The 26278-nt window shown below is 30.0% G+C and carries 23 protein-coding genes; 21 read left to right on the top strand and 2 right to left on the bottom strand.

The features are described from left to right. The first annotated feature begins 1 nt into the window (after nucleotide 1). The 11 genes from TOPB45_RS08090 to flgL all read left to right on the top strand — a co-directional run bounded on the left by TOPB45_RS08090 (nucleotide 2) and on the right by flgL (nucleotide 12250). On the top strand, nucleotides 2-697 hold the full coding sequence (locus TOPB45_RS08090) for an ABC transporter ATP-binding protein (RefSeq protein ID WP_013910350.1): 696 nt from the start codon (nucleotides 2-4) through the stop codon (nucleotides 695-697). Nucleotides 698-714: 17 nt separating this feature from the next. Further along, nucleotides 715-3351, top strand: coding sequence for an outer membrane protein assembly factor BamA (gene bamA / locus TOPB45_RS08085; protein WP_013910349.1), 2637 nt, complete (start codon nucleotides 715-717; stop codon nucleotides 3349-3351). A gap of 199 nt (nucleotides 3352-3550) precedes the next feature. Further along, nucleotides 3551-4315, top strand: a complete 765-nt coding sequence (gene flgF / locus TOPB45_RS08080; RefSeq protein WP_236608014.1) for a flagellar basal-body rod protein FlgF — start codon at nucleotides 3551-3553, stop codon at nucleotides 4313-4315. Nucleotides 4316-4324: 9 nt separating this feature from the next. Beyond that, nucleotides 4325-5107, top strand: a complete 783-nt coding sequence (gene flgG, locus TOPB45_RS08075) for a flagellar basal-body rod protein FlgG (protein ID WP_013910347.1) — start codon at nucleotides 4325-4327, stop codon at nucleotides 5105-5107. 3 nt (nucleotides 5108-5110) lie between these two features. Continuing rightward, nucleotides 5111-5818: a flagellar basal body P-ring formation chaperone FlgA gene (flgA, locus tag TOPB45_RS08070; RefSeq protein WP_013910346.1), complete on the top strand. Its 708-nt coding sequence runs from the start codon at nucleotides 5111-5113 to the stop codon at nucleotides 5816-5818. Further along, a complete protein-coding gene (locus TOPB45_RS08065; protein ID WP_013910345.1) occupies nucleotides 5815-6522 on the top strand; it encodes a flagellar basal body L-ring protein FlgH in 708 nt (235 codons plus the stop codon). Before flgA ends, TOPB45_RS08065 begins: the two co-directional genes overlap by 4 nt. 13 nt (nucleotides 6523-6535) lie before the next feature. Continuing rightward, nucleotides 6536-7702 (top strand): flagellar basal body P-ring protein FlgI, encoded by a 1167-nt coding sequence (locus TOPB45_RS08060; RefSeq protein WP_013910344.1) that lies wholly within the window; start codon nucleotides 6536-6538, stop codon nucleotides 7700-7702. A 13-nt stretch (nucleotides 7703-7715) separates the two neighbouring features. Then, nucleotides 7716-8039 (top strand): hypothetical protein, encoded by a 324-nt coding sequence (locus tag TOPB45_RS08055; RefSeq protein WP_013910343.1) that lies wholly within the window; start codon nucleotides 7716-7718, stop codon nucleotides 8037-8039. Between the two features lie 17 nt (nucleotides 8040-8056). Continuing rightward, complete coding sequence (locus TOPB45_RS08050; protein WP_013910342.1) at nucleotides 8057-8386, top strand: hypothetical protein; 330 nt, start codon at nucleotides 8057-8059, stop codon at nucleotides 8384-8386. A 3-nt stretch (nucleotides 8387-8389) separates the two neighbouring features. Beyond that, nucleotides 8390-11293 carry a flagellar hook-associated protein FlgK gene (flgK, locus tag TOPB45_RS08045; protein ID WP_013910341.1) on the top strand — a complete coding sequence of 968 codons (2904 nt, stop codon included), beginning with the start codon at nucleotides 8390-8392 and terminating at the stop codon, nucleotides 11291-11293. Between the two features lie 15 nt (nucleotides 11294-11308). Next, nucleotides 11309-12250: a flagellar hook-associated protein FlgL gene (gene flgL / locus TOPB45_RS08040; protein ID WP_013910340.1), complete on the top strand. Its 942-nt coding sequence runs from the start codon at nucleotides 11309-11311 to the stop codon at nucleotides 12248-12250. Here the strand turns inward: flgL and TOPB45_RS08035 are convergent. Both TOPB45_RS08035 and TOPB45_RS08030 read right to left on the bottom strand, forming a co-directional pair. Then, on the bottom strand, nucleotides 12245-13468 hold the full coding sequence (locus TOPB45_RS08035; protein WP_172632674.1) for a PD40 domain-containing protein: 1224 nt from the start codon (nucleotides 13466-13468) through the stop codon (nucleotides 12245-12247). The two genes, flgL and TOPB45_RS08035, sit on opposite strands and share 6 nt — an antisense overlap. Then, a complete protein-coding gene (locus TOPB45_RS08030; protein WP_013910338.1) occupies nucleotides 13458-15260 on the bottom strand; it encodes a triose-phosphate isomerase in 1803 nt (600 codons plus the stop codon). The genes TOPB45_RS08035 and TOPB45_RS08030 overlap by 11 nt, the downstream gene beginning before the upstream one ends. Nucleotides 15261-15412: 152 nt before the next feature. On the opposite strand from TOPB45_RS08030, the gene TOPB45_RS09060 reads away from it, so the two are divergent. Genes TOPB45_RS09060 through TOPB45_RS07980 form a run of 10 tightly spaced genes read left to right on the top strand, consistent with a single transcriptional unit; the run spans nucleotide 15413 to nucleotide 26226 of the window. Continuing rightward, the gene (locus TOPB45_RS09060) at nucleotides 15413-16615 is read left to right on the top strand and encodes an aminotransferase class I/II-fold pyridoxal phosphate-dependent enzyme (protein ID WP_013910337.1); all 1203 of its coding nucleotides are present in this window, start codon (nucleotides 15413-15415) and stop codon (nucleotides 16613-16615) included. Then, complete coding sequence (selA, locus tag TOPB45_RS09055) at nucleotides 16616-17995, top strand: L-seryl-tRNA(Sec) selenium transferase (protein WP_013910336.1); 1380 nt, start codon at nucleotides 16616-16618, stop codon at nucleotides 17993-17995. Continuing rightward, a complete protein-coding gene (locus TOPB45_RS08015; protein WP_013910335.1) occupies nucleotides 17973-19505 on the top strand; it encodes a tetratricopeptide repeat protein in 1533 nt (510 codons plus the stop codon). Before selA ends, TOPB45_RS08015 begins: the two co-directional genes overlap by 23 nt. After that, nucleotides 19502-20260, top strand: a complete 759-nt coding sequence (locus TOPB45_RS08010) for an MBL fold metallo-hydrolase (RefSeq protein ID WP_013910334.1) — start codon at nucleotides 19502-19504, stop codon at nucleotides 20258-20260. The genes TOPB45_RS08015 and TOPB45_RS08010 overlap by 4 nt, the downstream gene beginning before the upstream one ends. Nucleotides 20261-20280: 20 nt before the next feature. After that, nucleotides 20281-20505, top strand: a complete 225-nt coding sequence (locus TOPB45_RS08005; RefSeq protein WP_013910333.1) for a hypothetical protein — start codon at nucleotides 20281-20283, stop codon at nucleotides 20503-20505. A gap of 4 nt (nucleotides 20506-20509) precedes the next feature. Beyond that, nucleotides 20510-21901 carry a threonine synthase gene (gene thrC, locus TOPB45_RS08000; RefSeq protein ID WP_013910332.1) on the top strand — a complete coding sequence of 464 codons (1392 nt, stop codon included), beginning with the start codon at nucleotides 20510-20512 and terminating at the stop codon, nucleotides 21899-21901. A gap of 31 nt (nucleotides 21902-21932) precedes the next feature. Continuing rightward, nucleotides 21933-22754, top strand: a complete 822-nt coding sequence (gene mreC, locus TOPB45_RS08695; RefSeq protein WP_013910331.1) for a rod shape-determining protein MreC — start codon at nucleotides 21933-21935, stop codon at nucleotides 22752-22754. A gap of 1 nt (nucleotide 22755) precedes the next feature. After that, nucleotides 22756-23268 carry a hypothetical protein gene (locus TOPB45_RS07990; protein ID WP_013910330.1) on the top strand — a complete coding sequence of 171 codons (513 nt, stop codon included), beginning with the start codon at nucleotides 22756-22758 and terminating at the stop codon, nucleotides 23266-23268. Continuing rightward, complete coding sequence (gene mrdA / locus TOPB45_RS07985; protein ID WP_013910329.1) at nucleotides 23265-25151, top strand: penicillin-binding protein 2; 1887 nt, start codon at nucleotides 23265-23267, stop codon at nucleotides 25149-25151. Before TOPB45_RS07990 ends, mrdA begins: the two co-directional genes overlap by 4 nt. Continuing rightward, nucleotides 25141-26226 carry an FtsW/RodA/SpoVE family cell cycle protein gene (locus TOPB45_RS07980; RefSeq protein WP_013910328.1) on the top strand — a complete coding sequence of 362 codons (1086 nt, stop codon included), beginning with the start codon at nucleotides 25141-25143 and terminating at the stop codon, nucleotides 26224-26226. The genes mrdA and TOPB45_RS07980 overlap by 11 nt, the downstream gene beginning before the upstream one ends. Nucleotides 26227-26278: the final 52 nt, after the last annotated feature.

Below are 26278 nucleotides of genomic sequence, written 5' to 3'. Positions count from 1 at the left end.
TATGAACGAAAATAAAGTTATAGTAGAACTTAAAGATGTTAAAAAAAAGTATTTTTATCCTCAAGGAGAGCTTGAGGTATTAAAAGGGATAAATCTTAAGGTTTATAAAAAAGATAAGATTGCTATTGTTGGTCCTTCTGGAGTTGGGAAAACGACTCTGTTAAATATAATAGGAACCCTTGATTATCCTACATCTGGTGAAATATATTATTTTGAAAAAAAATTAGATTATAGTGATGAAGAAACATTATTAAAACTAAGGAAAGAAAATATAGGATTTATTTTTCAACTTCACTACCTTATCCCAGAATTTACAGTTTTAGAAAATATCATTTTACCAGGATTAATATCTCAATGGAAAAAAGAAGACTGTTTTAAAAGAGCTTATGAACTTCTTGAAAAACTTAATCTTTCTGAAAAAAAATATTATAAACCTTTTAGGCTTTCTGGAGGAGAAAGACAGAAAGTAGCTATAGCAAGAGCTCTTTTTTTAAATCCTACCTTACTTTTAGCAGATGAGCCAACAGGTAATTTGGACCAAGAAAGCGCAAAAGAAGTTATGGATATTTTTTTAAGGATAAATGAAGAATTAAATATTACTATCATTATGGTTACCCATAATTGGGAACTTGCAAAAAAAATGGATAAAATATTTTTGCTAAAAGGTGGTTTTTTGGTAAAATTAGAAGATACTTAAAAATTAGAGGGATTCTCTTGAGAAGAATTGGATTTTTCTTCTTTCTCCTACTTTTTATTTTTCCTAAGTCTCTTTTAGCAGAGAATTTTCAAATTCTCATTTATTCAACTAAGACTTACGGAGACTATTTGCCAGAAGAAATTTTAAAGAGCTATTTTGAAAACTTACAAAAAATGTTATCTCAAGAGGGAGGAAAAGTTGAAATAAAAAAGTTTTCTCAGGAAGAGGCTTTTAGTTTTTTGAAAACAGGAGTTTATAGTGGAATAGCAGAACTTAAAGTAATAACTGTAAAAGATAATCTTAGTATAGAGTGGAAGCTCTATCAATTTGAAAAAAAAGAACCCTATTATTTTTATGTTTCAGGAAAAAAGGAGAATATAGGAGAGCTTGTAAATGAAACTTCTAAATTGATAAAAAGTATTTTGGAAAAAAGAAAAATAATTGAAAAAATTCAAATTGCTGGGAATTTGAGAATAGGAGAGGATGTCATTTTACCTAATATAAAAACTAAAGAAGGAGATATTTTTGATCTTAAAAAATTAAACGAAGATTTAAAAAACATTTATAAAATGGGATATTTTGAAAATGTAGAATTAAAGATTGATGAAGGCACCAAAGGTGTAATTGTTACCTTTGAAGTTAAAGAAAATCCATCGGTTAAAGAGATAGTTTTTAGGGGTAATAAAAAAATTAAAACAGAAGATCTCTCAAAAATTGTTGAGATTAAAGAAGGACAGATAGTTACTCCTAAGGAGCTTGATAAAGCTTTAGAAACTATAAAAATGTATTATGAGCAATCAGGATATTTAGGTACTCAAGTTTCTGTAGAAACTGAAAAGGCACCACCAGCTCAAATAAAATTGATTTTTAATATTAAAGAGGGGGAAAAGAAATATATAAAGCAGATTCAATTTATAGGAAATAAAGCCTTTTCTGATAAAGATTTAAAAAGTTATCTTTCTATTTCAGAAAAAACTGTTTTTTCTCCTGTGAAGAAAATAACTCAATATTTAAGGGCTTTCGTTCGTCCTGAACCACTTGCAGAACCAGGAGTTTACAATATAGCTTTTCTTTATAGAGATCTTGCTAAAATAGAAACAGCATACAAAAACAAAGGTTATATAGATGTAAAAGTAGGAGATCCTATAGTGGAAGAGGAACCAGATGGTGTAATTATAAAAATTCCTATTGAAGAAGGCCCTCAATATAAAGTGGGAAAAGTAAAAATAAACCAAGATCTTTTCCCTGAAGAAAAAATCTATAAAAAAATCCAAACTTCTCCTGGAAAAATTTTCAGTCTTAAAACTTTAAAAGAAGACGAGTCAATTCTTATTCATCTTTTTTCTGACTACGGATATGCTTATACTAAAGTAAACACAAAAATCGATAAAGATTCTAAAAACAAATTGGTAAACATAACTTTTGATATTGATAAAGGTTCTGTTGTATATATAGGAAGAATAGATATTGAAGGAAATACAAAAACAAGGGATAAAGTTATTAGAAGGGAATTTAAAATAGCTGAAGGATGGCCATATAGTGCCTCCCGTATCGAAGAAAGTGAAAGAAGATTAAGAAGGCTGGGGTATTTTGAAGAAATAAAGATTGATAAAGAAAAAGGAGCCAAAGAAGAGGAAGTAAATTTGAAAGTGAAAGTAAAAGAGATGCTTACAGGTTCTTTTGCTATAGGAGGTGGTTATAGCTCCTATGATAAATTTGTTATAATGGGAGATATTACAGAAAGAAACTTTTTGGGTAAAGGACAAAGGGTTACTCTTTCTGCAAGATTAGGTGCAAGAACCACAAGATATATTTTAAACTTTTTTGATCCCTATTTTAGAGATTCCCGTTATTCTATGGGATGGTCTTTATATAATTATGAATTACAGTATGACGATTTTACCAAAGATAGTATAGGAGGCTCTATAAGATTTGGATATGGTTTTACTTCTGAACTTTCTGCTTATATGGGATATAGATATGATGATACAAAACTTAAAAATCTTTCTGAAAATGTGGCTAAGATAATTCTTGAATCAAAGGATATACATGTTACCAGTGCCTTACAGTTAGGCTTAATCTACGATTCTCGCAATAGATATTTTTTACCTACAAAGGGATGGTATCACAAGATCGAAACTGAATATGCTGGAGAATACCTTGGAGGAGACAGCAATTTCTTTAAGATTGAAGGACAACATCAAGTTTATTTTCCTATTTTTAAGCTTACAGGTCATGTAAATTTAGGTTATGGTTATATAACTGAAGGAGGAGCAAAAAAAGTTCCTGTTTTTGAAAGATACTTTCTTGGAGGTATAAACTCAGTTAGAGGATTTAAATATGGAGATATATCTCCCAAAGATCCTGAAACTGGAAATAAAATAGGTGGAACAAGGATGTTTTATCTTCAAACAGAAGCTATTTTTCCACTTATGAAAAGTATTAATTTAAATGGGGTTGTTTTCTTTGATATGGGTAATGTATGGGATTTAAAAACAGGCTTTCAAAGTTCAGACCTTAGGAAAAGCGTCGGTTTTGGATTAAGATGGCTTTCTCCTTTTGGACCACTTAGAATAGAATGGGGTTATAATATAAAAAGAAAACCTGATGAAGACTCAAGTAATTTCAATTTCCAGATTGGTGGAGAATTTTGATAACTTTATCTTTATTTGACAATAAGTCAAAAAATTGACAAGGAAAAAATTTCACTTTTTCTTTTTAAAATAGGAAATAAATTCTCAAGAGTTTAGAGGTTTTAAAAAGTTTCTTTTAAAGCTCTTTAATACAAAAGCTAAACTATTTTTAGGCACAAATTTTGAAAAAAAATAAATAGCTCTAAGGATATAAATGGCTATGGATGGAATTAGAATAAATCCCCATTTAGGATTATTAGAAGCGCTTGAAGCAGCCCAACTTATGGATAGAAGACTAACAGTTACTGCAAATAATTTAGCAAATGTTGATACTCCTGGTTATAAAGCTGATAGCATAGCTTTTATTGAAATTTTAATGAAAAAAATAGGTCCTAAATATAAAAAAATTTATAAGGAAAATCAAGTTTTTATTAAAAGGGAGCAGGGAGTTTTAGAATATACAGGGAATCCTTTACATTTTGCTATTGTAGGTGAAGGATTTTTTAAAGTACAGACACCAAATGGAATAGCCTATACCAGAGCAGGTAATTTTACCTTAGATAGAGAGAGAAGGCTTGTGACACCAGAGGGATATCCTGTCCTTGCTAATGGAACTCCTGTAGTAGTTGATCCCGGAATGACAAGAGAAGGTTATATTACTATGGAAAATTCAAAACTTCAAGTTTCCCCAGAAGGTATTTTATCCATAGATATGACTGAAATAGGAAGATTAGATGTGGTTACTTTTGATGATTATAGCAAGATAAGAAAACTTGGGCAGAATCTTTACGTTTCAGATGGTGCACAAGAGATAAGGGCTGAAAATTATGAAATTAAACAGGGATATATTGAAAAATCTAATGTAAACCCTATAAGGGAAATGGTAAATCTTATAGAGATCCAAAGAACCTTTGAAGCTATTCAAAGATCAATTAGAAGTTTAGATGAGGAAACAGAAAGATTGATAACCACTACACAAAGATAAGGAGGAGTTATGATTAGAGCGCTTTGGAGTGCAGCAACAGGTATGCAAGGACAACAGCTTCAATTAGATGTTATTGCCAATAATTTGTCTAATGTGAACACCCCAGGATTCAAAAAAAGCAGAGTTGATTTTGAAGATTTATTTTATCAAAATTTAAAACTTCCTGGTGCTCTTACAGCAGAAGGAACTTTAACACCTGTGGGTATGCAGGTTGGACTTGGAGTAAGACCAGTAGCTGTAGCTAAACTTTTTACCCAGGGAGAATATCAGCTTACTAATCAAGAATTGGATTTAGCTATAGAAGGAAGAGGTTTTTTTAAAGTAACCTTAGGAGGAGAAGAATATTATACTCGTGCAGGAAATTTTAAACTCGATAGAGATGGATATATAGTTACTGCAGATGGGGCAAGACTTTACCCTGAATTTACTGTTCCTACAGGGACAGTTAAAATTGAGGTTACCCAGGATGGAATAATTACAGCCCTTGATCCCAATGGAAATGTTTTAGCACAAAGTCAAATACTTCTATATGATTTTCCAAACCCTGCAGGGCTTTATGCAGTAGGAAGAAATCTTTTTAAAGCCTCTGATGCAGCAGGGGATGAAATAGAAGGAGTTCCTGGGCAGAATGGTTTCGGAACCATAGCTCAAGGATACTTAGAAATGTCAAATGTAGATGTGGTTGAAGAAATGGTAAAGATGATTATAACCCAAAGAGCATATGAAGCTAATTCTAAAGCTGTTCTTACTGCAGATAACCTTTTAGAGATGGCAAATAATCTTAAGAGGTAAAAAATGAGAAAAATTATACTAATTACATTTTTTGCTTCTTTAATATTCTTTTTAAAAATAAATTTAACCTTTTCAAATGAGATCTATACTCCTGAAGACTTTAAAGAAATATTCTTAAAGGAAATAAAAAACAAATTTTCCTGGGTTAAAGGAGAGATATACGTAGAAAGCATAAGAATAGAGCCAAAATCCGCAATTATCCCCAAAAACACACCTTATAAAGCTATTTTTATGGCTAAGCCTAAAATAGGATCTAATCTTCTTGTCTTAGAATTTAAAAAGGATGATACTTTAGAAAAGATAAAAATTTTGGGTTATGTTGAAGCTAAAGTTCCTGTAATAGTTCTAAAGAGACCTGTTCTTAATAAAAGTATATTAAGTGAAGAGGATATAGAGATAGAATTAAAGCCACTTTCAAGACTTCCTCAGGATGTAATTTTAGATAAAGATGCAGCTTTAGGTAAGCAAGTAAGAATGAGTTTAAATGCAGGAACTATTCTTAGATATTCTCATATTGAAAGACCTATAATTATTAAAAGAAACCAGGTGGTTTATATAATTGCAAGAGGAAAAAACTTTGTTGTGAAAGCAAAAGGTTTAGCTCTTCAAGAGGGAAGAGAGGGAGCAAGTATAAAGGTTAAAAATATAAGTAGTAAAAAAATTTTATGGGGTAAAGTAATTTCTCCTGAAGAAGTGGAGGTGTCACTTTGATTAAAAAATATTTAAAATTTTTGACTATTTTAAGTTCTTTCTTTTTTATTTATGGATGTTTTGAATATAATCCTAAAACTCCTCCTCCCCCTCCACCTCCTCCAAGTGTAGATATACCCTATGAAATACCTCAAGCTTTGAGTAAAGGATCTTTATATAAAGATGGAGCAGTCAGTATTAGTTTTTCTGATTTAAGAGCAAGACAAGTGGGGGATATAGTTACTATAAAGATTGTAGAAACTTATAGTACTTCAAGTTCTGTTAAACAACAAACAGCTAAAAAAAGCTCTGCAAAAGCAGGAATAGATAAACTAATGGGATTTGAAAATAGAATTGAAGGTATCTTTAAAGATGCTACCCCTTCTGATCTTTTTGAAGGTAGTTTAAGTACTTCAACAACAGGACAAGGTGGAACATCAAGGGAAAGTAAAATTTTAGCTACTATGACTGCCAGAGTAATTAAAGTTTTACCTAATGGGAATCTTGTTATTCAAGGAACAAGAGCTATTAAGAAAAATAACGATTTAGAATACATTACTCTTACAGGAATAATAAGACCAGAAGATATAGGTTATGATAATTCTATACTTTCAACTCAGATTTCTGATGCCTATATAGAATACAGTGGTAAAGGACCTACAAGTGAAGTTGTAAGCGGTCCAGGAATTATTACTAGACTTTTACATATTTTTTGGCCCTTTTAGGAGGGGTTAAAAGATGAGAAATTTAAAAATAAAGATTTTTTCTTTAATTTTTAGCCTTTTTTTAGTTACCTCAGGTTTTAGTGCAAGACTTAAAGATATAGTTGATATAGAAGGAGTAAGAGGAAATTATTTAATAGGATACGGACTTGTTGTAGGGCTTAAAGGAACAGGAGATGGGGTATTGAGTAAATTTACAGTACAGTCAGTGGTTAACATGCTTGAAAGATTCGGAATAAAGGTTCCTAAAGAACAAATAATTCTTAAAAATGTGGCAGCAGTTCTTGTTACAGCCTATCTTCCTCCATTTGCTATGCCTGGGCAAAGAATAGATGTAGAAGTTTCCTCTCTCGGAGATGCTAAAAGTTTACAAGGTGGAACCCTTCTTTTAACCCCACTTTTAGGACCAGATGGAAAAGTTTATGCCCTTGCTCAGGGTCCTGTATCTTTGGGTGGATTTGCAGCAGAGGGAGCAGGTGCTCGTATACAAACAGCTCATCCTACGGCAGGAAAAATTCCTAATGGAGCTATAGTAGAAAGACCAGTAGAAGAAGGTTTAAAATTTAACGGACTACCTAAGGGAACACCTGAAGAAATAGAAAAAATAATTAAAAAAGGAGAAATGGATTTACAACCGAGAATAACTCTATCTTTGAAGGAACCTGATTTTTCAACAGCTTATAAAATAGCAGAAACTATTAATATTTATTTAAAAGGTAATTATGCCCAACCAAAAGATAATCGCAATATTGAACTTGTAATTCCTTCTTCTTACAGAGAAAAAGAAATAAAACTTTTAGCAGAACTTGAAAACTTAGAAATTCCAACAGATATTCCAGCTAAAGTAGTTATTGATGAGAGAACAGGTACAGTGGTAATAGGAGAAAATGTTAGAATTTCCAAAGTAGCTATTGCTCATGGGAATATAAGCATACAAGTTAAAGAATATCCAGAGGTATATCAACCTTATCCATTTTCTCCTGGAGAAACAGTTGTAGTTCCAAGAACAGAAATAGAAGCTAAAGAAAAGAAAGCAAAAGTAGTTATTTTAGAAGAGGGTGCCACCTTAGGAGAGCTTGTAAGAGCTTTAAATGCAGTTGGTGCAACAGCTACAGAACTTATTTCCATTTTACAGGCCATAAAAGCAGCAGGTGCCTTACAGGCTGAATTGATAATTATTTAGAAGGAAAAGAGAAGTGAAAAATTACGGGATTTATTATCAAAACTTGAATGAACTTATTAATCTCAGTAAAAGAGACCCAAAGGAAGCTTTGAAAAGGGCTTGCTCAGAATTTGAATCCCTATTATGGTATGAAATTTTAAAAGGACTTGATAACACTATAATAAAAAGTAACTTTTTCCCTGAAACATTAGAAAGAAAAATTTTCCAAGACTATCTTTATCAAGAAATAGCCCGTTCTATTTCAGGAAGACCAGGTAGTTTAGGAAATTATTTATACAAAAACTTAATAAAAAGTTCCTATTTTAAGTATAAAACCACTAATGCCGATAATAAATAAAGAAGGAGGAAAGTTTTATGGTAAAAAAGGAGCTTCTTGAATTAAAAGAAGTTTTAGAAAAAGAAAAAGAAGCACTTATAAATGGCGCAGTAGAAGAAATTTTAAGATGGGCATCTTATAAAGCAAGACTGGCGAATTATCTAAAAGATAAAGAATTTACTCCTGAAGAAGAAGCAATTTTAAAAGAAATAATATACATAAACGAGAGAAATAAAAAAATTATTGAAGCAGGACTTAATTTTGTTGAAGAGGCTTATAAATTTTTAACTCAAATCCTTTATGAAAGAGAGATTTATGGGAAAAAGGATATAAAAATGGATCCCTATCTTATTTCAAAATCAGCATAAATTATGGCAGGATTAACAGCAGCTTTAAACATAGCTAAAAATGCTTTACTTACTTTTCAAACTGCTACTCAAGTAATCAGCCATAATATAGCCAATGTAAGTAACGAAGCTTACTGCAGACAAAAACCTATAGAGACTACTTATCCTTCAAGTCCATCTCCTGCAGGTCCTATTGGAAGTGGTGTAAAAATAGAAATGATTCAGCGTTATTTTGATGCCTTTTTGGAAAAGAATATAAATTTAAAAAGAACAGATTATGGACTTTTTTCTGCTGAAGAAACAGGATTAACTATTTTAGAAACACTTTTTAATGAGGTTACAGAAGAAAGTGGCCTTATTAGTATATTGCAAAATTTTTGGACAGCTTGGCAAAATCTTTCTAATTATCCTGAAAATCTTTCTGCAAGAACTCAAATAATAGAAACAGGAAAACTGATAGTTGAAGCTTTAAGAGCTAAATTTAAAGGTATGCAAGATTTAGAGACTCAGATTGGACTTAAGTTAAAAACTATTGTGGATAAAATAAATGCTTTGAGTTCTCAAATTGCTGAACTAAATCTTCAAATTTCAGCTATGGAGACAGGAGGGAAGTCAGCTAATGATTTAAGAGATCAGAGAGATAAACTTGTTGGCGAGCTATCTCAGCTTGTTTCCATTCAATATTTTGAAACAAAAGAAGGAGCATATAATATAGTGCTTGGAAAAGGATTTAATTTAGTTGAACTTGGGAAAACTTGGAAACTTGAAGTTTCTGGAACTGATGTTTATTGGGTTAGCACAAAGGGAGAAAAAATACCTCTAACAAGCAAAGAGGTTAATTCTGGAGAACTTGGAGGGTGGTTAAGACTTCTTGAACAACTCTCAGATGAATTTAACTATGAATACGTTTCTGGAAATAAGATAGTTTACAATCTTTCTGGGAAATTGATAAGTGAAGGAGATAAATTGGTAGATGACTTGGGATTATCTATAGGTGCCAGTTTTTCTTTTTCTGGGAAAGATCATTTTGGAAATACTATTTCTGGAAGTTTTACTATAACAACCGGAAATGAAACTGTTAAAGATTTACTTAATGCTATAGAGTCTGCCTTTAACTATACAGTTTCTGCCTATCTAAAAGATGGAAGACTTTTTATTGAAGATAAATATAGAGGATCTGGGGAATTAAATTTTTCTATTACTGGACCTATAAATTTTGGATCTTTTGATGACCCCACATATCAAAGAAGAGTAATAGAGCTAAATCTTGCAGGAAGACTTAAACTTTTTGGGGAAGAATTGATAAAGGCTGTGAATGAGCTTCATACCCAAGGAGTAGGTTTAGTTTTTTACGAAAAAGAATTAGAGGCTGCTTACTGGGTAAATCAATATATTAAGGAACTACCTTATTTTTTAGATATAACTAAAACCCCTGATGGAAACCAATTTACAGGAATTTTCTATATCTGGATTAAAGATCCTACAGGTAAAATAACACCTGTTAAAGTATCCTTAGATGGGTTAAGTATTAATGCTACTTTGGATGATTTAGCACAAAAGATAAATTCAGCCTTGCGTGAGGCAGGTTTTTATATCGATTCTAACAGCTGGAACATAAGGACTTTAGTAAGAAATGGAAGACTTGTTTTTCAGGCTCAAGAAGGATATTCTTTTGGCTTTTCTAATGATACCTCAAAGATATTATTAGCTACAGGAATAAACATCTTTTTTGTTGGTTCAGATCCAGCTAATTTTAAAGTGAATGAACTTTTAGTTAGTAAACCAGAACTTATTGCCTCTGGTAAAATGGATATTTCAGCTTTTAGAAGTGAAGAACCACTTTTTGGCTTGTTTAAAAGTTCTAATCCTATAGATCCTTCTCAAACCTTTAATATTACAAAACTTTATATAAGGCTTTATGACCAAAAGGGTAATATTATAACCTCACCTCCTTTAGATCTAACTAATCAGGGAATTATTTGGAATAACAACTTAAATGCCTATGAAATAGATATAGATCCTTCTACCTCTCTTCAACAAATCCTTGATAAATTAGATAGTCTTCCCTTTCTTAGAGCCTATGTAGATGCTGAAGGAAAAATGGTTTTAGCTCTTGAGCCTAACCAAACAACAGTTTACGGGTTTGAGATAGGAGATAATTCCTCAACTAATGATTTTGTAGATTTATTAAATAATGAAAAGATGTATATCCCTGCATTTAGATGGGATGGAACCTCTGAGACAAGAGTAATAACAGGTTTTGAAAGATTTAATTTAAACCCCACTATAAAGGATTATCTATCCTTTTATCTTTTTGATGAAAATGGAAATCTTATAAATAACCAACCCTTTAGAATAGATCTTGATCAAATTATATCTAATGGTGGAACCATTTTTACACTCTTACAAAAAATAAATTCCTATGAAAATGCAGTATATGGACTTTCTGCTCGTTTTGATAGAAATGGAAAGCTAATCATTGAGACAACTGGTTTATATAATACTAAAACTTTTATTATTCAAGATGAATTATATGACGGAACTAACTATATACAAACATCTTACAATTATGGATTTATTAATTTTTTAAAGGGTTATGAGTTAAAAAGAGGGGATAATAGAGTTGCTCAAGCTATTGCAGATTCAGCAAATGTAACCAGAAAATCTCTAAATTACTCTACTCTTCAAAATTATTATTCCAGTATTGTTGGAGAGGTTGGTTCTGCAACTAACTCAGTAAAAGATAGTAAAAGTTTTTTAGAAACTCTTATTTCTCAACTTAAAAGTATGAAAGAAAGTATTTCTGGTGTTTCCTTAGATGAAGAAATGGCAAATTTAATAAAGTATCAACAGGCTTTTGTTGCCTCTGCCAAAGTTTTGACTACAGTTGAAGATATGTTTGAAGCACTTCTTAATGCTAAAAGATAATTTTGAGGGATAAAAATGAGAATAGGTTTTAATACAAGATTTAGAAGCATTTTAGCAGATTTAAATCGCCTTTCTTCAGAAATTAATCTTACACAACTTAAAATTTCTTCAGGAAAAAATTTTCTTCGCCCTTCAGATGATCCTTCTTCAGTGGTAATAAGTCTTAATTATAAGCAGGGAATTTTTAATATAGAAAAATATCAGAGAGCTATAGAAGATGGATTAAGTATTTTAAGATCCCAAGAGGCAACGCTTGGCAATATTCAAGATTTAATTGCAAGAGCAAAAGTACTTGCTATTCAAGCAGCTAATAATACTCAAAATGCTCAATCAAGACAAGCTATTGCTAATGAAATAGAGGGAATAATTTCAGCTATACTTTCTCTTACTAATTCTCAGCTTGGTGAAAAATATATTTTTGCAGGCAAAAAAACAAGCGGATATACTCCAGGAGAAAAACCTTTTGAATTAGTAAAAGAAACCTTACCAGATGGTCAAATTATAGAAAAAGTTGTTTATAATGGATCTATAGAAGATTTAGAAGTAGGATATGATGAAAATTTATCTATAAATCTCGGAGAAAATGGACAAAAGATATTTATTGATTCAGGTCTTTTTGAAACTCTTTTAGGTTTGAAAAGGACTCTCCAAGCTAATAATACTGTGGATTACAAAAAAGAACAGTATAATATCCAAGAATTTATAGGAAAACTTGATAATGTTTACAATTATATTTCTGCTAAAAGAGGGGAAATAGGTTCTAAGATTTCCCATTTAGAAACTAAGAAAAATCTTTATCAGGACTTTAAAGAGACCCTACAAACCAATCTTGGAAACGTAGAAAGCGCCGATCTTGCAGAATTGGCAACCAAACTTCAAAGTCTTACTATAGCCTATGATGCAGCATTAAGAGCAACAGTTATGGTTAGTGATTTAAGCTTAGCAAAATACCTATAATTCAGCCCAGTCAGGAAAGATAAAATTACTTCCAGAAAGGTAAAGATAAGTTAGTGAAGAATCTAAATGAATTAAATATAATCCCTTTCCTTCTTTTCCTTCTCCAAAAGCTATAAGATAATCTCCTGTAGGAGAAAAGGCAGGGTCTTCAAGATTGCCTGAGAATTTAATTTCTTTTTGTTCTTTTGTTTTTAAGTTATAAAGATTAATTGAAGATAATCCACCTCCTTTTGAGAGAAAAAGGAGGTATTCTCCTTTTGGAGAAAATCTTGGAGAAGTATTGTAAATTCTTTTTTGAGGGATTTTATAAGGTTTTAAAGTTTCTAAATCTAAAAGATAAATTTGAGGATTTCCTGCTTTCTCCCCATATACATAAGCTAAAAAATTTCCCCCAGGAGAAACACTTCCTGCCTGTAGAATACCCCTTCCCTTGATTAAGGGAGTTAATTCTTTTGTTTCTGTATTAAAACGATAGAGCACCATTTCTTGTCCTTCTTCCGCAGTAATAACTAATTCTTTATCATTTGGGAACCATACAGGTGTAGAGCAGATCCCCTTGATAGTAAATTTTTCTTTTGTTGAATCTTTCAAATTATAAATTTCTAAAAAATATCTATTTTCTTCATAAACAAGATAGGCAAGTTTATTTCCGCTTTTAGAAAATTTTGGGAAAAGTATAAGAGGTGCTGATCTTAAAAGGCGAGGATTTTCTTTTGAAAAATCAGCTACATAAAGTTTATCTCCTTTAGAGGTTCTTTTTACAAAAACAATTTTTGTAAAAGCAATTCCTTTATAATGGGAAATACTTTCTATCAATTTATCACAAAGAGCATAAATTAAAGTTTGTGGATAATCTGAAGAACCAGAAATTTTATAAGTTTTTAGGATTTTATTTTCCAGAGTATCTCTTAATTCAGCTTTAATAAAAATTTCGTTTCCCTTTTTTTCTACATTTCCTACTAAATAATATTCCTTAGAAGGATAGTTTGGAAGAGGAGGATTTTTTAAGGCTAAAACAAATAGATGGTAGTTTAGAAGTTTTCTTAAAAGAGGGGTTAGTTGAGCAGAAAGGTTTTTATCTCCCTCAAAATCAGGAATTCTTATTATAGTTTTACTAAAAGAGGTTGGTTCTACAGTAATGGTAGGTATTTCTTCACAAAAAGAATATTTAAAAAGAATAACTAAAAATAGAAAAACAAAAAAAATTTTAGACTTCATAGGATCCATTTTCCATTTTAACTACATCTTCAAATTTTATATCCATTCCAAGAATACCAATTATTTCCTCATATTTATTTCTAACAGGCGTAGATATAGTAATACAAAGGTTAGAGGTTATTTTTGAGGTATAAAATTTAGAAGTATAAGTTTCTCCAGTTTTCATAGGGTTTATGAACCAATCCCTATTTTCAAAAGTCTCGGTTTTTAGAAGTTCCTCAAATTTTTTAATATACTCAAAATCATTAGTAAGCCCTATAATGGGTTTACCTTCAGTATCTACAACATAGATAAATTGAACATAGGGATGATCTTCTAAAAAAGTTTTTAAAACCCTTTTCATCTTTTGCGGATCTAAAGAGACTATATTCGGATCTTGGGCTAAATCTTCTATATACTTGGTCATAAGATCTATTACATAATCTCTTAAGTGGTCTAATTCTGATACAAAAAGTTCTGGTATATATTTTCTAACCAAGGTATATATTTCTTCATTTGAAATAGGGGTAACCCTTCCCTTTTCGTATTCTTCAAGGATCTTTTTATAAATTTTTGCCACTCCTGGATGTCTTTTATCGATTTTTTTATCCCCTTCAAGTCCAAAATGGGTATTTATCCAATAAGCAATACCTGCTGTTCCACTTTTATCTGTAATAATAATTTGAATAGGTCTTTTGAGAAGTTTTAAAGTATCAAAAGGATTATAAATTTCTTCATTTTTAATAATCCCATCAATGTGAATACCTGCTTTGGTTGCATTAAATTCTTCTCCTACAAAAGGTTGCCTAACAGGTATTTTTTCATGCAAAACATTTTTATAATAGTTTACAATATCTGTTATTACTGTGGTATCCATTCCGTCGGCAGTTCCTCTCAAACATATATATTCAAAAACCATAGCTTCTAAAGGAGTATTTCCGGTTCTTTCTCCTATTCCAAGTAGAGAAGTATTTACATAGGTACAACCATAAAGCCAAGCAGTTGTAGCATTAATTACTGCTCTGTAAAAATCATTATGTCCATGCCATTCTAAAAGAGTTTCTGGAACCCCAGCCTCCTCTATAAGTGCTCTTATTAATTTAGGAACACTTATAGGTAAGCAAGCTTCAGGAAATGGAACAGCTACACCTAAGGTATCACAAAGCCTTATTTTTATATCTATTTTACTTTCTTCTCTTAATTTCATAAGTTCTATAGCAAAGGGGATAACAAATCCATAAATATCTGCACGGGTTACATCTTCAAAATGACATCTTGGTCTGATTCCTAAGGAAAGAGCTTCTTTCACTATAGCTAAATAATCCTCTAAAGCTTCTTTTCTTGTTTTTTTTAATTTTAAATAGATATGATAATCAGAACAGGAAGTTAAAATTCCTGTTTCTTTAAGCCCCGCCTCTTTAACAAGTTTTAGATCCTCTTTTTTTGCTCTTATCCAACCTGTAATTTCAGGATATTGATAACCTAAAGAAAGACACCTTTCTAAAGCCTCTCTGTCTCTTTTTGTATATAAAAAGAATTCAGTTTTTCTTATTATTCCTTTAGGTCCACTTAATTGGTGTAAAAATTTATAAAGAGTTTCTATTTGTTCAGGGGTATAAGGAGTTCTTGCTTGTTGACCATCTCTGAAAGTGGTATCAGTAATATAAAAATCTTTTGCAGGTTGAGGAGGAATATATTTCCCATCAAAAAAAATTCTTGGAGGTTCTACATAGGGAAAAAAATCTTTTAATAAATTAGGTTCTTCTGTTTCTTGTAAAGTATAAAATTTTCTGAGAGGTTTATACTTAAGCATACTTACCCCCTTTTATCTACCTTTTAAAAATACTAATGAATATTTTGGTAAAATCAAGTATAAGTTAATTTTTAAAATCTTTAATAAGGGGATTGACAAATAAATTTTTGGGAGAAATATAAACTTTAATTATCCTAAATAGGTTAGTAAAAATGGGAAAAAATAAAATTAAACCAGCTTTTAGGACACTTCAAGTAGAGTATGCTATAAGAGATATAGTTGAGGCTTCTGAAGAAGCAAAAAAGCGGGGAAAGGATTTAATTTATTTAAATATTGGTGATCCAGTAAAATATGGATTTAAAACTCCTAAATCTATAATTGAGGCAGTTTGTAAAGCCTTACAAAAAAATTACAATTCCTATTCTGAATCTTCTGGTATACCAGAGGCTATAAAAGCTATAGAAGCTAATGCTCTTAAAAAGGGTATAAAACCAGTTGATATTTATATTACTCAAGGAGCATCTGAAGCTATAGAATTTGCTATCTCAGCTTTGGTTAATTCCGAAGAAAATATTTTACTTCCATGCCCTTGTTATCCTTTATATCAAGCTATTGTTTCTAAATTTAGAATAGAGGCAAGATATTATTTATTAGATGAAAATAAAAACTGGGAACCAGATATAGAAAGTATTGAACCTTTAATAGATAAAAAAACCAGAGCTATTGTAATAATAAATCCTAATAATCCAACAGGTGCAATCTATTCAAAAGAAACCTTAGAGAGAATAGTAGAAATAGCTAAAAAATATAATTTAGTAATTCTTTCTGATGAAATCTATGATCAATATATATTAGAGGATAATTTAAAATATGTTTCTATAGCATCTTTAAGTGATGAAGTACCTGTAATTACTTTTAATGGACTTTCTAAAAATTATTTTGCTCCGGGATTTAGAATAGGTTGGGGGATTATTTCTGGTCCTAAAGATTTATTAGAAGATTATATAGAAGCAATTCATAAATTGGCAAGAACTCGTCTTTGTGCTCCACATCCCTTACAATATGCTATTCCTGTTGCTTTAAATAATGAAAATCATTATATTAAAGAAGTAATTCAAATGCTTAGAAGAAGGAGGGACATTTTAGTGGAGGGATTAAATCAAATACCCTTCATTTCGTGTGTTAAACCTTTAGGAGCTTTTTATGCCTTCCCAAGATTAGAAATTCCTCATATTGATGATCTTGAATTTACAAAAAAATTAATTTTAGAAGAAGGTGTAGTTGTAGTTCATGGAAGCGGTTTCGGACAGAAACCAGGAACTAAACATTTTCGTATTATATTTTTACCAGAAGAAAAGATCCTTGAAGAAGCTTTAGAAAGAATCGAGAGATTTATTAAAAAACTTATTTCTTAGATGCGAATTCCTTCAGTAAATGAATTAAAAGAAAAATTTTCAAAACTTTATCCTAATTATCCTATATCTTATTTTACAGAACCTTCAAGAAGAGTAGCTCAAATTATAAGAGAAAAATGGCAAAAAAAAGAACTTCAAAAACTTGAAGAATCTTACTTAGAAAACTTAATGAAAGAAGTCTTTAAAAAATATGAAACTCCGTCTTTAAAAAGAGTGATAAATGCAACTGGAGTAGTAATTCATACTAATTTGGGGAGAGCTCCACTTTGTAAAAAAGCGATAGAAGAGATAACAAAAGTAGCGAAATATTATTCCAATTTAGAATTTGATTTAAAGGAAGGGAAAAGAGGAAGTAGATATGTTCATGTAGAAGAAATATTAAAAGAAATTACCCAAGCTGAAAGTGCTTTAATAGTAAATAACAATGCAGCAGCTGTGTTAATTTCTTTAAATACCTTAGCCTATGGAAAAGAGGTTATAGTATCAAGAGGAGAGCTTGTTGAGATTGGAGGATCTTTTAGAATACCTGAAGTGATGAAATGGGCAGGGTGTATTTTAAAGGAAGTAGGAACTACTAATAAAACTCATTTATCTGATTATGAAAATGCTATCAATGAAAATACTGCTTTACTTTTAAAAGTACATAAAAGTAATTTTGAGATAATAGGTTTTGCTAAAGAAGTTTCAGTAGAGGATTTGGTAACTCTGGGTAAAAAATTTGGACTTCCAGTCATGAAAGATCTTGGGAGTGGATGTTTTATCGATTTTTCCAAATATGGATTAAAAAAAGAACCTACTGTACAAGAAGTTCTGAAGGCAGGGGTTGATATTGTTACTTTTTCAGGAGATAAACTTTTAGGAGGTCCTCAAGCGGGAATTATTCTTGGGAAAAAAGAATTTATAGAAAAAATAAGAAAAAATCCCTTAAATCGTGCCTTAAGAATTGATAAGCTAACCTTAGCTGGTTTAGAAGCAACTTTAAGATTATATAGAGATGAAAACCTCGCTTTAGAGCACATTCCTGTACTTAAAATGATTTTAACTCCTAAGGAAATTTTGAAGAAAAGAGCAAAATATCTTTTAAAAAAACTTAGAAAACTTAAACTTAAAGAATTTAATTTTGAAGTGATTGAGACTATCAATAAAACCGGAGGAGGGGCTCTTCCCACTTTAGATTTAATTTCTTATGCAGTAGCTGTAAAATCTCCCCTTTCTCCCCAAAACTTACAAAAAATTCTGAGAGAAAATGAACCTCCTATAATAACAAGAATAGAAGAAGAAAGACTTTTAATTGACGTAAGGTGTCTTTTTGATGAGGACTATAAAGAAATAATTTCCGCATTTGAAAAGTTTGGAAATGATAAAAAATATACCTCCTAATATACACTGGTTTATTCCATATTTACAAAATCTTGAAATTTTCAAAGAAATAAACTTTAAAGAAATTTTTAGGTATTCTACTGAGGAACTTATAAAGAATTATAAAACTTCTAAGAATTTATTGCCCTTACTTTTAGCAGAGAGATTTTTATGGGAAAATATAGAAAATAATTTTTTTTCCTATAAATTGCTAAATTTAGTTTTGAAAGAAAGGGAAGTATCTGGTTATTTATTTTTCTTTCCTTATAAAAATTTTGAAAATAAAAAAATATTTTCTGAGTTTCCTTTCATAAGACTTAATGAAACCTATTATTTTTATCCCTCTGAATGGGGAAATGCCTTTAAAATTCTTATTAATTTATGGAAGAAAAAAGTAAGATTTTTTTCTGTTGAAGTAAATTTTTACAAAGAATTTTCAGAAGAAGATATAAAAAATAATTTAAAACTTGCCCAAATATTAGAATTTTCTTATCTTTCTCAAAAGGCTCTGAAATCTTTGGAAAATTATTTACCTACCTTAGAAGTAAATAAACTCTCAGAAATAACAAATAAATTTTTAAAAATAAAAGAGGGGGTTCTAATTTTATCTTCGAAAAGGGACATAAAAGAAGATTTGAAAAAGGTAGGAGCAAAAATAATAAAAGAACTTGAAGGAGAAAATAGTCTCTTTTTGGTTAAAAATTTAGATTTAAATAAAATAACTTCTTTATATAAAGAAAATTCAACTAAAACAGGGGTTTTGTCTTGGGATGTTTGGGGGAAATTTAAAGATAAAGGTTCAACTCCTTTAATTTTTCTCATAGGAGCTTATGAACATGCAAAAAGAGTTAATCAAATAAATATAAAAGTTTTTGAGGGTTTTACCTATCATGTAATAGGGGATCTTTATTATGAATGGAAAGACCTTGGTAAAGCTCTTAAATATTATCTACTTTCAAGAGATTATACTAAACAACCAGTTGAATTAGCCTTAAGTGAATCGGCTATTTATTATACTTTTGGAGAACTTGATAGGGCAGAAAAAATTTTAAAAAAAGAGCTTTGTAGTTGTAAAAAAGAGGACCCTTTAATTCATTACAACCTTGCTTTAATTTATCTAAAAAAGGAGAAAAAAGAAGAGGCAAAATATCATTTTTATAAAGCCCATCTTTTAGATCCGGAAAATAATGTTTTTAGAGAAGCTTTGATAAAATATTTATGGGATTTTGAAGAATATGAAGAGTTAGGAGATTTTCTAACATCACTAAAAAACCTTTCTTTAAAAGAAAGAATTTATCTTGGAAAATTTTATTTTTATAAAAAGGAATATAAAAAAGCATTTAAATATTTAAAAGATGTTCTTACTCTTAAAGAAAGAGATGGAGAAACATTACTTTTTCTTGCATGGCTTTATCTTTATTTTAATAAAGAAAAAGAAATATCTCAGGCATTATTAAAAGAAGCACAAGAAATACTTTCTCCTGAAGAAATTGAAAAAATTAAAAAAGAGTTTGGATTGGATATTCGATGAAAATTTTTGTTCTTGGATCTGGAACAGGTTGGATTCGTTTGGATAGGAATTCTCCAGGTTATTTAGTAGAAGTAGATGATTTTTCTCTTCTTCTTGATTTAGGTCCAGGGATTTTAAGGCAAATTTTAAAAATCGGAAAAAAGCTCGAAGACATCTCAGCAATTTTTATATCCCATTTCCATCCTGATCATGTAACAGACCTTATTCCTTTTCTTTTTGCAACAAGATATAGTTTAGGCTATAAAAGAATATTACCTATAAGTTTATACGTTTCTGAAGATTTCTCTCAATTTTATAATACTTTAAAGATAGCTTTTAGAGACTGGATTGAACCACCCAGAGAATTATTAAACATCAATCTTCTTCCTAAGCAAAAAAAATATAGATTTTCTATAGGACCCTTTAAAGCTTATACTACACCAGTAAAGCATAATCCTGAGAGTTTAGCTATAAGACTTGAATACGAAGGAAGGAGTCTTGTTTATTCAGGAGATACAGGCTATTGTGAAGAATTGATAGAGCTTTCAGAAGAGGCAGATTTATTAATAATAGAATGCTCCAATTCTAAAGAATTCTACGTAGAACATCATTTATCTCCGGAAGATATTGCACTTATTTCAGAAAGGGCTAAAGTAAGAAGATTAATTCTTTCTCATTTTTATCCCCATAGCGAAAATGTAGATTTAGATATAATAAAAGAAAGATTTAAAGGAGAAATATATTTAGCTAAGGATTTTATGGAAATAGAGATATAATAATTTTTAAAAAGAGGTGGATGATTTTGGAGGGAATAGATCCTAAAATTTTAAATAAATTAAAAGAAAAGGTTCAGAAAGAACTTATTCAAAAAGAAAAAGAGACTTTAGAATATTGGATGAATGAGCTAATAAAGGTTTATCAGAAGAATCATCAAACCTTGGCAGAATTTAAAGCAGATATAAGAAAATATATAGATAGAATGAAAAATAGGTTAGAAGTGATTAAAACTAAAGGATTTTAGAATTATGAAGTACATAAGTACTCGTGGAGAAATGCCTAAAATTTCTTTTAAAGACACAGTTTTTGAAGGACTTGCTCCTGATGGTGGTTTAATTGTACCTGAAAAGGTACCAAAACTTTCAGAAAAGGAGATAGAAGAATTAAGAAAATTAAATTATCAAGAATTGGCACTTAAAATTTTTAAATACTATGTTTCTGATATAGAAGAAAAGGATCTAAAAGAGATTATAGAAAAAGCTTACAAAACTTTTAGGGTAAAAGATATAACTCCAGTAGTAAAAGTAGGAGATATCTATATATTAGAACTTTTTCACGGACCTACTTGGGCTTTTAAAGATATAGCTTTACAATTTTTAGGGGTATTGTTTGAAAAACTGCTCTTAGAAACAAACAAAAAAATTAATATCTTAGGAGCAACTTCAGGAGATACAGGCTCAGCAGCTATTTATGGAGTAAGAGGCAAAAAAAATATAGCTATATTTATTTTACACCCCTACAAAAAAGTTTCTGAAGTCCAAGCTTTAATGATGACAACTGTAACTGATCCTAATGTTTATAATATTGCTATAGAAGGAACCTTTGATGATTGTCAAGCTATAGTTAAAAGTTTATTTATGGATTTAGAATTTAAAAGAAAATATAGATTAACTACAGTTAATTCTATAAATTGGGCAAGAATAATGGCACAGATGGTTTATTATTTTTGGGCTTATTTTAGAGTTTCTGAAAAAGAGAAATGTGAAAGCATTAGAATTTCAGTTCCTACAGGAAATTTTGGAGACATATTTGCAGGATATTTGACAAAGATAATGTTGGGGGAAAAAAGGATAGAAAGACTTATTTTAGCCACCAATGAAAATGATATACTTTGTAGATTTGTTAATAATGGAGATTATTCTGTGAGAAAAGTAAAACCAACTATAAGTCCCTCAATGGATATTCAAGTAGCAAGCAATTTTGAAAGATATATTTATTATTTTTATCATGAAGATGCAAAAAAAACTAAAGAGATTATGGAAAAATTTGCTAAAGAAAAAGCTATTAAATTTTCAGAAGAAGAAGTAAAAAGAGTTCAAAAAGATTTTCTTTCTGCCTCCGTTAATGAAGAAGAAACTTTGGAAACAATAAAGGAATTTTATAAAGAAACAGGTTATATACTTGATCCTCATACTGCAGTAGGAGTAAAGGCAGGATTAAAGTTTAAAGATAAATACCCTTTAATTTGTTTAGCAACTGCTCATCCTGCCAAATTCCCTGAAACAGTAAGTAAAGCTTTAGGTTTTTCTATTAAATTACCTGAAGAAATAGAAAAACTTTATAAACTTCCTCAAAAATTTGAAATCCTTCCTAAGGATGTAGAAAAGGTTAAAGCTTTCATAAGTGAAAAAGCAATTTAAAAAACAGCATTTAACTTTAAGTTATTTTAAGATGAAAAGAAGTAGAATTTTTTTGTTGATAATTTTGATAGTAATTTTGAGTGGAGCATGGTATTTTATTAAAGGAACTAATCTTTTTAACGAAATTATTGGTTTTACATTTTCTTCCTTTTTAGAAGGTGCTACTTACTCAGGAGGTAAAACAAGGAATTTTTTTCAGGATTATCTATATTTAGTAGATCTTAAAAAAGAAAATGAAAGATTAAAAGAAGAAATTCTTCTTTTAAAGTCACAAATTGCTTATTATAAAGAAAGAGAAAGAATTTACAAAGAATTAGAAGAATTTTATAAACTCTCTACAAATATTAATTATCCAAAGATTGCAGCTAAAATTATTTACAAACCCATGGATCCCTTTTCAGGGATAGTTTTTATAGATAAAGGAAGTAAGGATGGTCTTTTACCACAAATGCCTGTTCTTGCAAGTGTTAGTGGTGAAGGTGTAGCTTTAGTGGGTCAGGTAGCAGAGGTTTATAGAAATTGGAGCAAAGTAATATTGATTACAGATCCCTCATTTTCGGCTGATGTTAAAATAGAAAGAACAGGAGATAGAGGCATATTAGTAGGAAAGGCTGAAAAATACTGTAATTTACAATATTTACCATCTGCTTCCCAAGTAAAAGAAGGAGATGAAGTTCTAACATCTGGACAAGATGCCTTTTTTCCTCCTGGATTATTAATAGGAAAAGTAATAGCTGTTAATCGTGATCCTATTCAAGGAATGTTTAAATATGCAGAAATTGAACCTTCAGTAAATCTCCATAATCTTGATTTGGTTTTTGTATTATTAAAATTGCCTGAAATACCTCTGTAATATGGGGTTAACTATAAACATTAAAGAACTTTTAAGGATCATATTACCACTTTTAATTTTAGCTTTATTTATTAAATCTTATATGTCAAGTTTTATTCTTTTTTATCCGGGAGATATTATATTTGCTTTTACCTTAGCAATTTTGACTTTCCGAAATTCTGGAATTTTGCTTTATATTTTTTTGTTTTTTTTAGGTTTATTAGAATCTTTAGATTTTTTAGGTATAGAAATTTTTTTATCTACTTATTTTATTTTTTTAGGGATCTTCTTAAATCATTCCAGAAAATATTTTGCTTTTGAAAGACTTGAATCTAAAATAGCTGTCTGGTTTTTAAGTATTTTCTCATTTCTTATCTTAAGATTTGTAATTTATTTTTATAAACTTAATACTTTTGTTGATAGGTTATTTATTTTAAATTTAGCTTTAAAAAGTTTTTTTTATATAAGTACCACTTTTCTTTGGGTATTAGTTTTTTATAAAATTTTAGGCCTTTTTCTTTATAAAGAAGTATGAGAAAATCTAACGAAAATGCTTTTTTTATTAGGGACTTTTTAAAAACCAAACAAAAAATACTAAAGGGACTTTTTTGGGAAAGAAGGCTATTTTGGGCAAAAATTTTAATTGTATTTTCCTTTGTTATTTTATGGTTAAGATTTTTTCATCTCCAAGTTATTAAATACTCATATTATCTAAAAAAAGCTAAAGAAAGATCAGTAGTAAGTTATATAATAAGAGCTCCGAGAGGAGAAATTATAACTTCAGATGGAGTAGTAGTGGCAACAAATAGAGCGGTATTTCAGCTTTATTTAGATCCTGAATTAATAAAAGATAAAGAAGACGAAATTTTATATAGGCTAAGTAGAATTTTGGGAGAAGAGATTGGAAGTTTGAAAGAAAGATATTATTTAGCAAAAAAAACTTCCTTAGGAAGGGTTCTAATAAAGAGAAATTTAAGTTGGGATGAGGTAGCTAAAATAATGGTTAGAAGATATTATCTTCCTGGGGTGAAAGTAGAAGTAGAATCAGAAAGATTTTATCCCTATGGAGAAATTTATTTCCACCTTTTAGGGTATATTTCAAAAATAACACTTGAGGAATATAAAAATTTGAAAGAAAAAGGTTATTCCATAGAGGATTATATTGGAAGAATGGGAATAGAGAGGGCTTATGAAAACATATTAAAAGGAAAAAATGGAGTTATAGAAATTGAAAGAGATGCTTACGGGCGTTTAGGAAAAGTAATTAATAGAATACCACCTACTCCAGGAGAAGATTTGTTGATAACAGTAAATCATAATTTGCAAGTAAAAGCTTATGAGCTTTTAAAAGATAAAAAAGGAACTATAATTGCCCTTTCTCCTCAAGATGGTTCTATTTTAGCTATGGTTAGTACCCCTTCTATAGATCCCCAAAAATTTATTAATGGCTTTACAGAGGAAGAATGGGAAAGAATAAACTCAAGTCCAGATAAACCCTTTTTAAATCGTGCTTTACAGGCTTATCCTCCTGGTTCTACTTATAAGATAATTACAGCTATTGCTGCTCTTAAAGCTGGTGTTATAAATAGTGTTAATGATTCAGTTTTTTGTCCAGGTTGTTTTAAATTAGGATCTCGTGTATTTAGATGTTGGGAACCTAAAGGGCATGGGACTGTTAATTTTATTAAGGCTATAGCATATTCTTGCGATGTTTATTTTTATAATCTTGCTTCTAAACTTGATATTGATTATTTAGCAGAAGTATCAAAAGAATGGGGCCTTGGTAAAACTACAGGTTTAGGATGGAGTGAGGAAAAAGAAGGTTTTGTGCCTGATAGGGCATGGAAAGAAAAGACTTTTAAAGAACCTTGGTATCAAGGAGAAACTGTAGTAATGGGAATAGGACAAGGTTATTTACTTGTTACACCTTTACAAATGGCAAGAATTTATATGGCAATAGCTAACGGAGGTTATCTTTATAAACCTTACATAGTAAAAAAAATAAAAACCCTTAATGGCAATACAATTAATATAAATCCTCACTTAGAAAAAAAACTAAATTTAGATCCACAACATTTAGAATGGATAAGAGAAGGTCTTTCAGAAGTAGTTAAAATAGGTACAGGTAGAGCAGCTTTTGTTCCAGGAGTTAATGTAGCAGGAAAAACTGGAACTGCTCAAGTTGTTAGCTCAGCTCTTAAAAAAATTAAATCCTTAGAACATCATGCTTGGTTCATAAGTTATGCTGGGATGTCCTCTCCTCAAATAGTTTCAGCTATATTAGTAGAACATGGAGGGCATGGAGGATCAGCTGCAGCTCCTCTTGCACGGGAATTATACAAGATCTATTTTGGTATTAAAGAACCAAAAAGTACTATTCCAGAAATTAATGAACAAGATTTGACAAATGAAAACTAATAATATAAGAGAAATTTTTAGAGAAAATTTTTGGGGATTATTTGTAGTTTTTGTTCTTGCAATTTTAGGGGTCGTAAATCAATGGATAATTGCAGAAACATCTTCTATATTTTGGAAAAATTTATTTTGGCATTTAGTTGGCTTAATTTGTTTAATTTTTATATCCCTTTTATTAGATTATAGAAAAATTCCTTTTAATATAGTTTGGTACTCCTACTTAATTTTAATTTTCATTCTCTTTATATTGTTCTTTTTTAAAAAAAGATGGATTAATTTCGGATTTATTAGTGTTCAACCCTCAGAATTTATAAAACCTGTTTTAGTACTGTTAATCAGTTTAGTAGCTTCTAAGGAACCTAATCCTTATTTAAAATTAAAAACCTTGGCTAAACTTTTTTTAATAATTTTTATTCCTTTAATACTTATTCTTCCTACAGATTTGGATTATGCTTTTATAATGGGCATTATGTTTATAAGTTTTTTAATTTTTATAGGAATTCCAAGAAAAATTTTGTTTTTTTTATTTTTAGTGGGATTAATAGTCATTTTATTAGTTTTTCCTATAATTTGGGAGAAACTTAAACCTCATCAAAAAGGTAGAATTTATGGTTATTTAAATCCTGAAAAATATGCTCAAACTTGGGGTTATCAACTTAATCAATCTCTTATTGCTATAGGATCTGGTGGTCTTTGGGGGCAAGGAATTAAAGGGGGGTGGTCTACAAGACTTCATTATCTTCCAGCTAAATATACAGATCTTGCATTTGCAGTATGGGCAGAAACATGGGGTTTTATAGGTGTAAGTTTAGTCTTATTTTTATACGGATATTTACTTTGTTTTTGTATAAAAATTTCCTCAACTGCTAAAGACTGGTTAGGGAAATATCTTTCCTTGGGGGTAGGATTGGTTTTATTTTGGCAAGCTCTATTTAACTTAGGTGGTTGCTCTGGTATTCTTCCTATGACCAGTATACCTTTTCCTTTTTTAAGTTATGGTGGATCTATAACAATTTCACTTTATTTTTTACTTTCTTTAATGTTTAATGTTGCTTTTAAAAGATATTTCTTTAAATAATTTTAATTTTTATAACTTTTTATAACTTGACTTTTTAAAAATTTATAATACA

The organism is Thermodesulfobacterium geofontis OPF15 (assembly GCF_000215975.1).
GTDB lineage: Bacteria > Desulfobacterota > Thermodesulfobacteria > Thermodesulfobacteriales > Thermodesulfobacteriaceae > Thermodesulfobacterium > Thermodesulfobacterium geofontis.
This window is presented reverse-complemented; position numbering and strand designations above follow the sequence as displayed.

What these genes read in the sequence shown, in the direction of transcription:
- mreC (WP_013910331.1), top strand. Translation starts at nt 21,933, where the DNA reads ATGAAAAGAAGTAGAATTTTTTTGTTGATAATTTTGATAGTAATTTTG.
- TOPB45_RS08060 (WP_013910344.1), top strand. Translation starts at nt 6,536, where the DNA reads ATGAGAAATTTAAAAATAAAGATTTTTTCTTTAATTTTTAGCCTTTTT.
- flgG (WP_013910347.1), top strand. Translation starts at nt 4,325, where the DNA reads ATGATTAGAGCGCTTTGGAGTGCAGCAACAGGTATGCAAGGACAACAG.
- TOPB45_RS08015 (WP_013910335.1), top strand. Translation starts at nt 17,973, where the DNA reads ATGATAAAAAATATACCTCCTAATATACACTGGTTTATTCCATATTTA.
- selA (WP_013910336.1), top strand. Translation starts at nt 16,616, where the DNA reads ATGCGAATTCCTTCAGTAAATGAATTAAAAGAAAAATTTTCAAAACTT.
- TOPB45_RS08035 (WP_172632674.1), bottom strand. Translation starts at nt 13,468, where the DNA reads ATGAAGTCTAAAATTTTTTTTGTTTTTCTATTTTTAGTTATTCTTTTT.
- flgF (WP_236608014.1), top strand. Translation starts at nt 3,551, where the DNA reads ATGGATGGAATTAGAATAAATCCCCATTTAGGATTATTAGAAGCGCTT.
- TOPB45_RS08005 (WP_013910333.1), top strand. Translation starts at nt 20,281, where the DNA reads ATGATTTTGGAGGGAATAGATCCTAAAATTTTAAATAAATTAAAAGAA.
- flgL (WP_013910340.1), top strand. Translation starts at nt 11,309, where the DNA reads ATGAGAATAGGTTTTAATACAAGATTTAGAAGCATTTTAGCAGATTTA.
- mrdA (WP_013910329.1), top strand. Translation starts at nt 23,265, where the DNA reads ATGAGAAAATCTAACGAAAATGCTTTTTTTATTAGGGACTTTTTAAAA.
- TOPB45_RS08030 (WP_013910338.1), bottom strand. Translation starts at nt 15,260, where the DNA reads ATGCTTAAGTATAAACCTCTCAGAAAATTTTATACTTTACAAGAAACA.
- flgK (WP_013910341.1), top strand. Translation starts at nt 8,390, where the DNA reads ATGGCAGGATTAACAGCAGCTTTAAACATAGCTAAAAATGCTTTACTT.
- TOPB45_RS09060 (WP_013910337.1), top strand. Translation starts at nt 15,413, where the DNA reads ATGGGAAAAAATAAAATTAAACCAGCTTTTAGGACACTTCAAGTAGAG.
- thrC (WP_013910332.1), top strand. Translation starts at nt 20,510, where the DNA reads ATGAAGTACATAAGTACTCGTGGAGAAATGCCTAAAATTTCTTTTAAA.
- TOPB45_RS08050 (WP_013910342.1), top strand. Translation starts at nt 8,057, where the DNA reads ATGGTAAAAAAGGAGCTTCTTGAATTAAAAGAAGTTTTAGAAAAAGAA.
- TOPB45_RS08090 (WP_013910350.1), top strand. Translation starts at nt 2, where the DNA reads ATGAACGAAAATAAAGTTATAGTAGAACTTAAAGATGTTAAAAAAAAG.
- TOPB45_RS07980 (WP_013910328.1), top strand. Translation starts at nt 25,141, where the DNA reads ATGAAAACTAATAATATAAGAGAAATTTTTAGAGAAAATTTTTGGGGA.
- flgA (WP_013910346.1), top strand. Translation starts at nt 5,111, where the DNA reads ATGAGAAAAATTATACTAATTACATTTTTTGCTTCTTTAATATTCTTT.
- TOPB45_RS07990 (WP_013910330.1), top strand. Translation starts at nt 22,756, where the DNA reads ATGGGGTTAACTATAAACATTAAAGAACTTTTAAGGATCATATTACCA.
- TOPB45_RS08010 (WP_013910334.1), top strand. Translation starts at nt 19,502, where the DNA reads ATGAAAATTTTTGTTCTTGGATCTGGAACAGGTTGGATTCGTTTGGAT.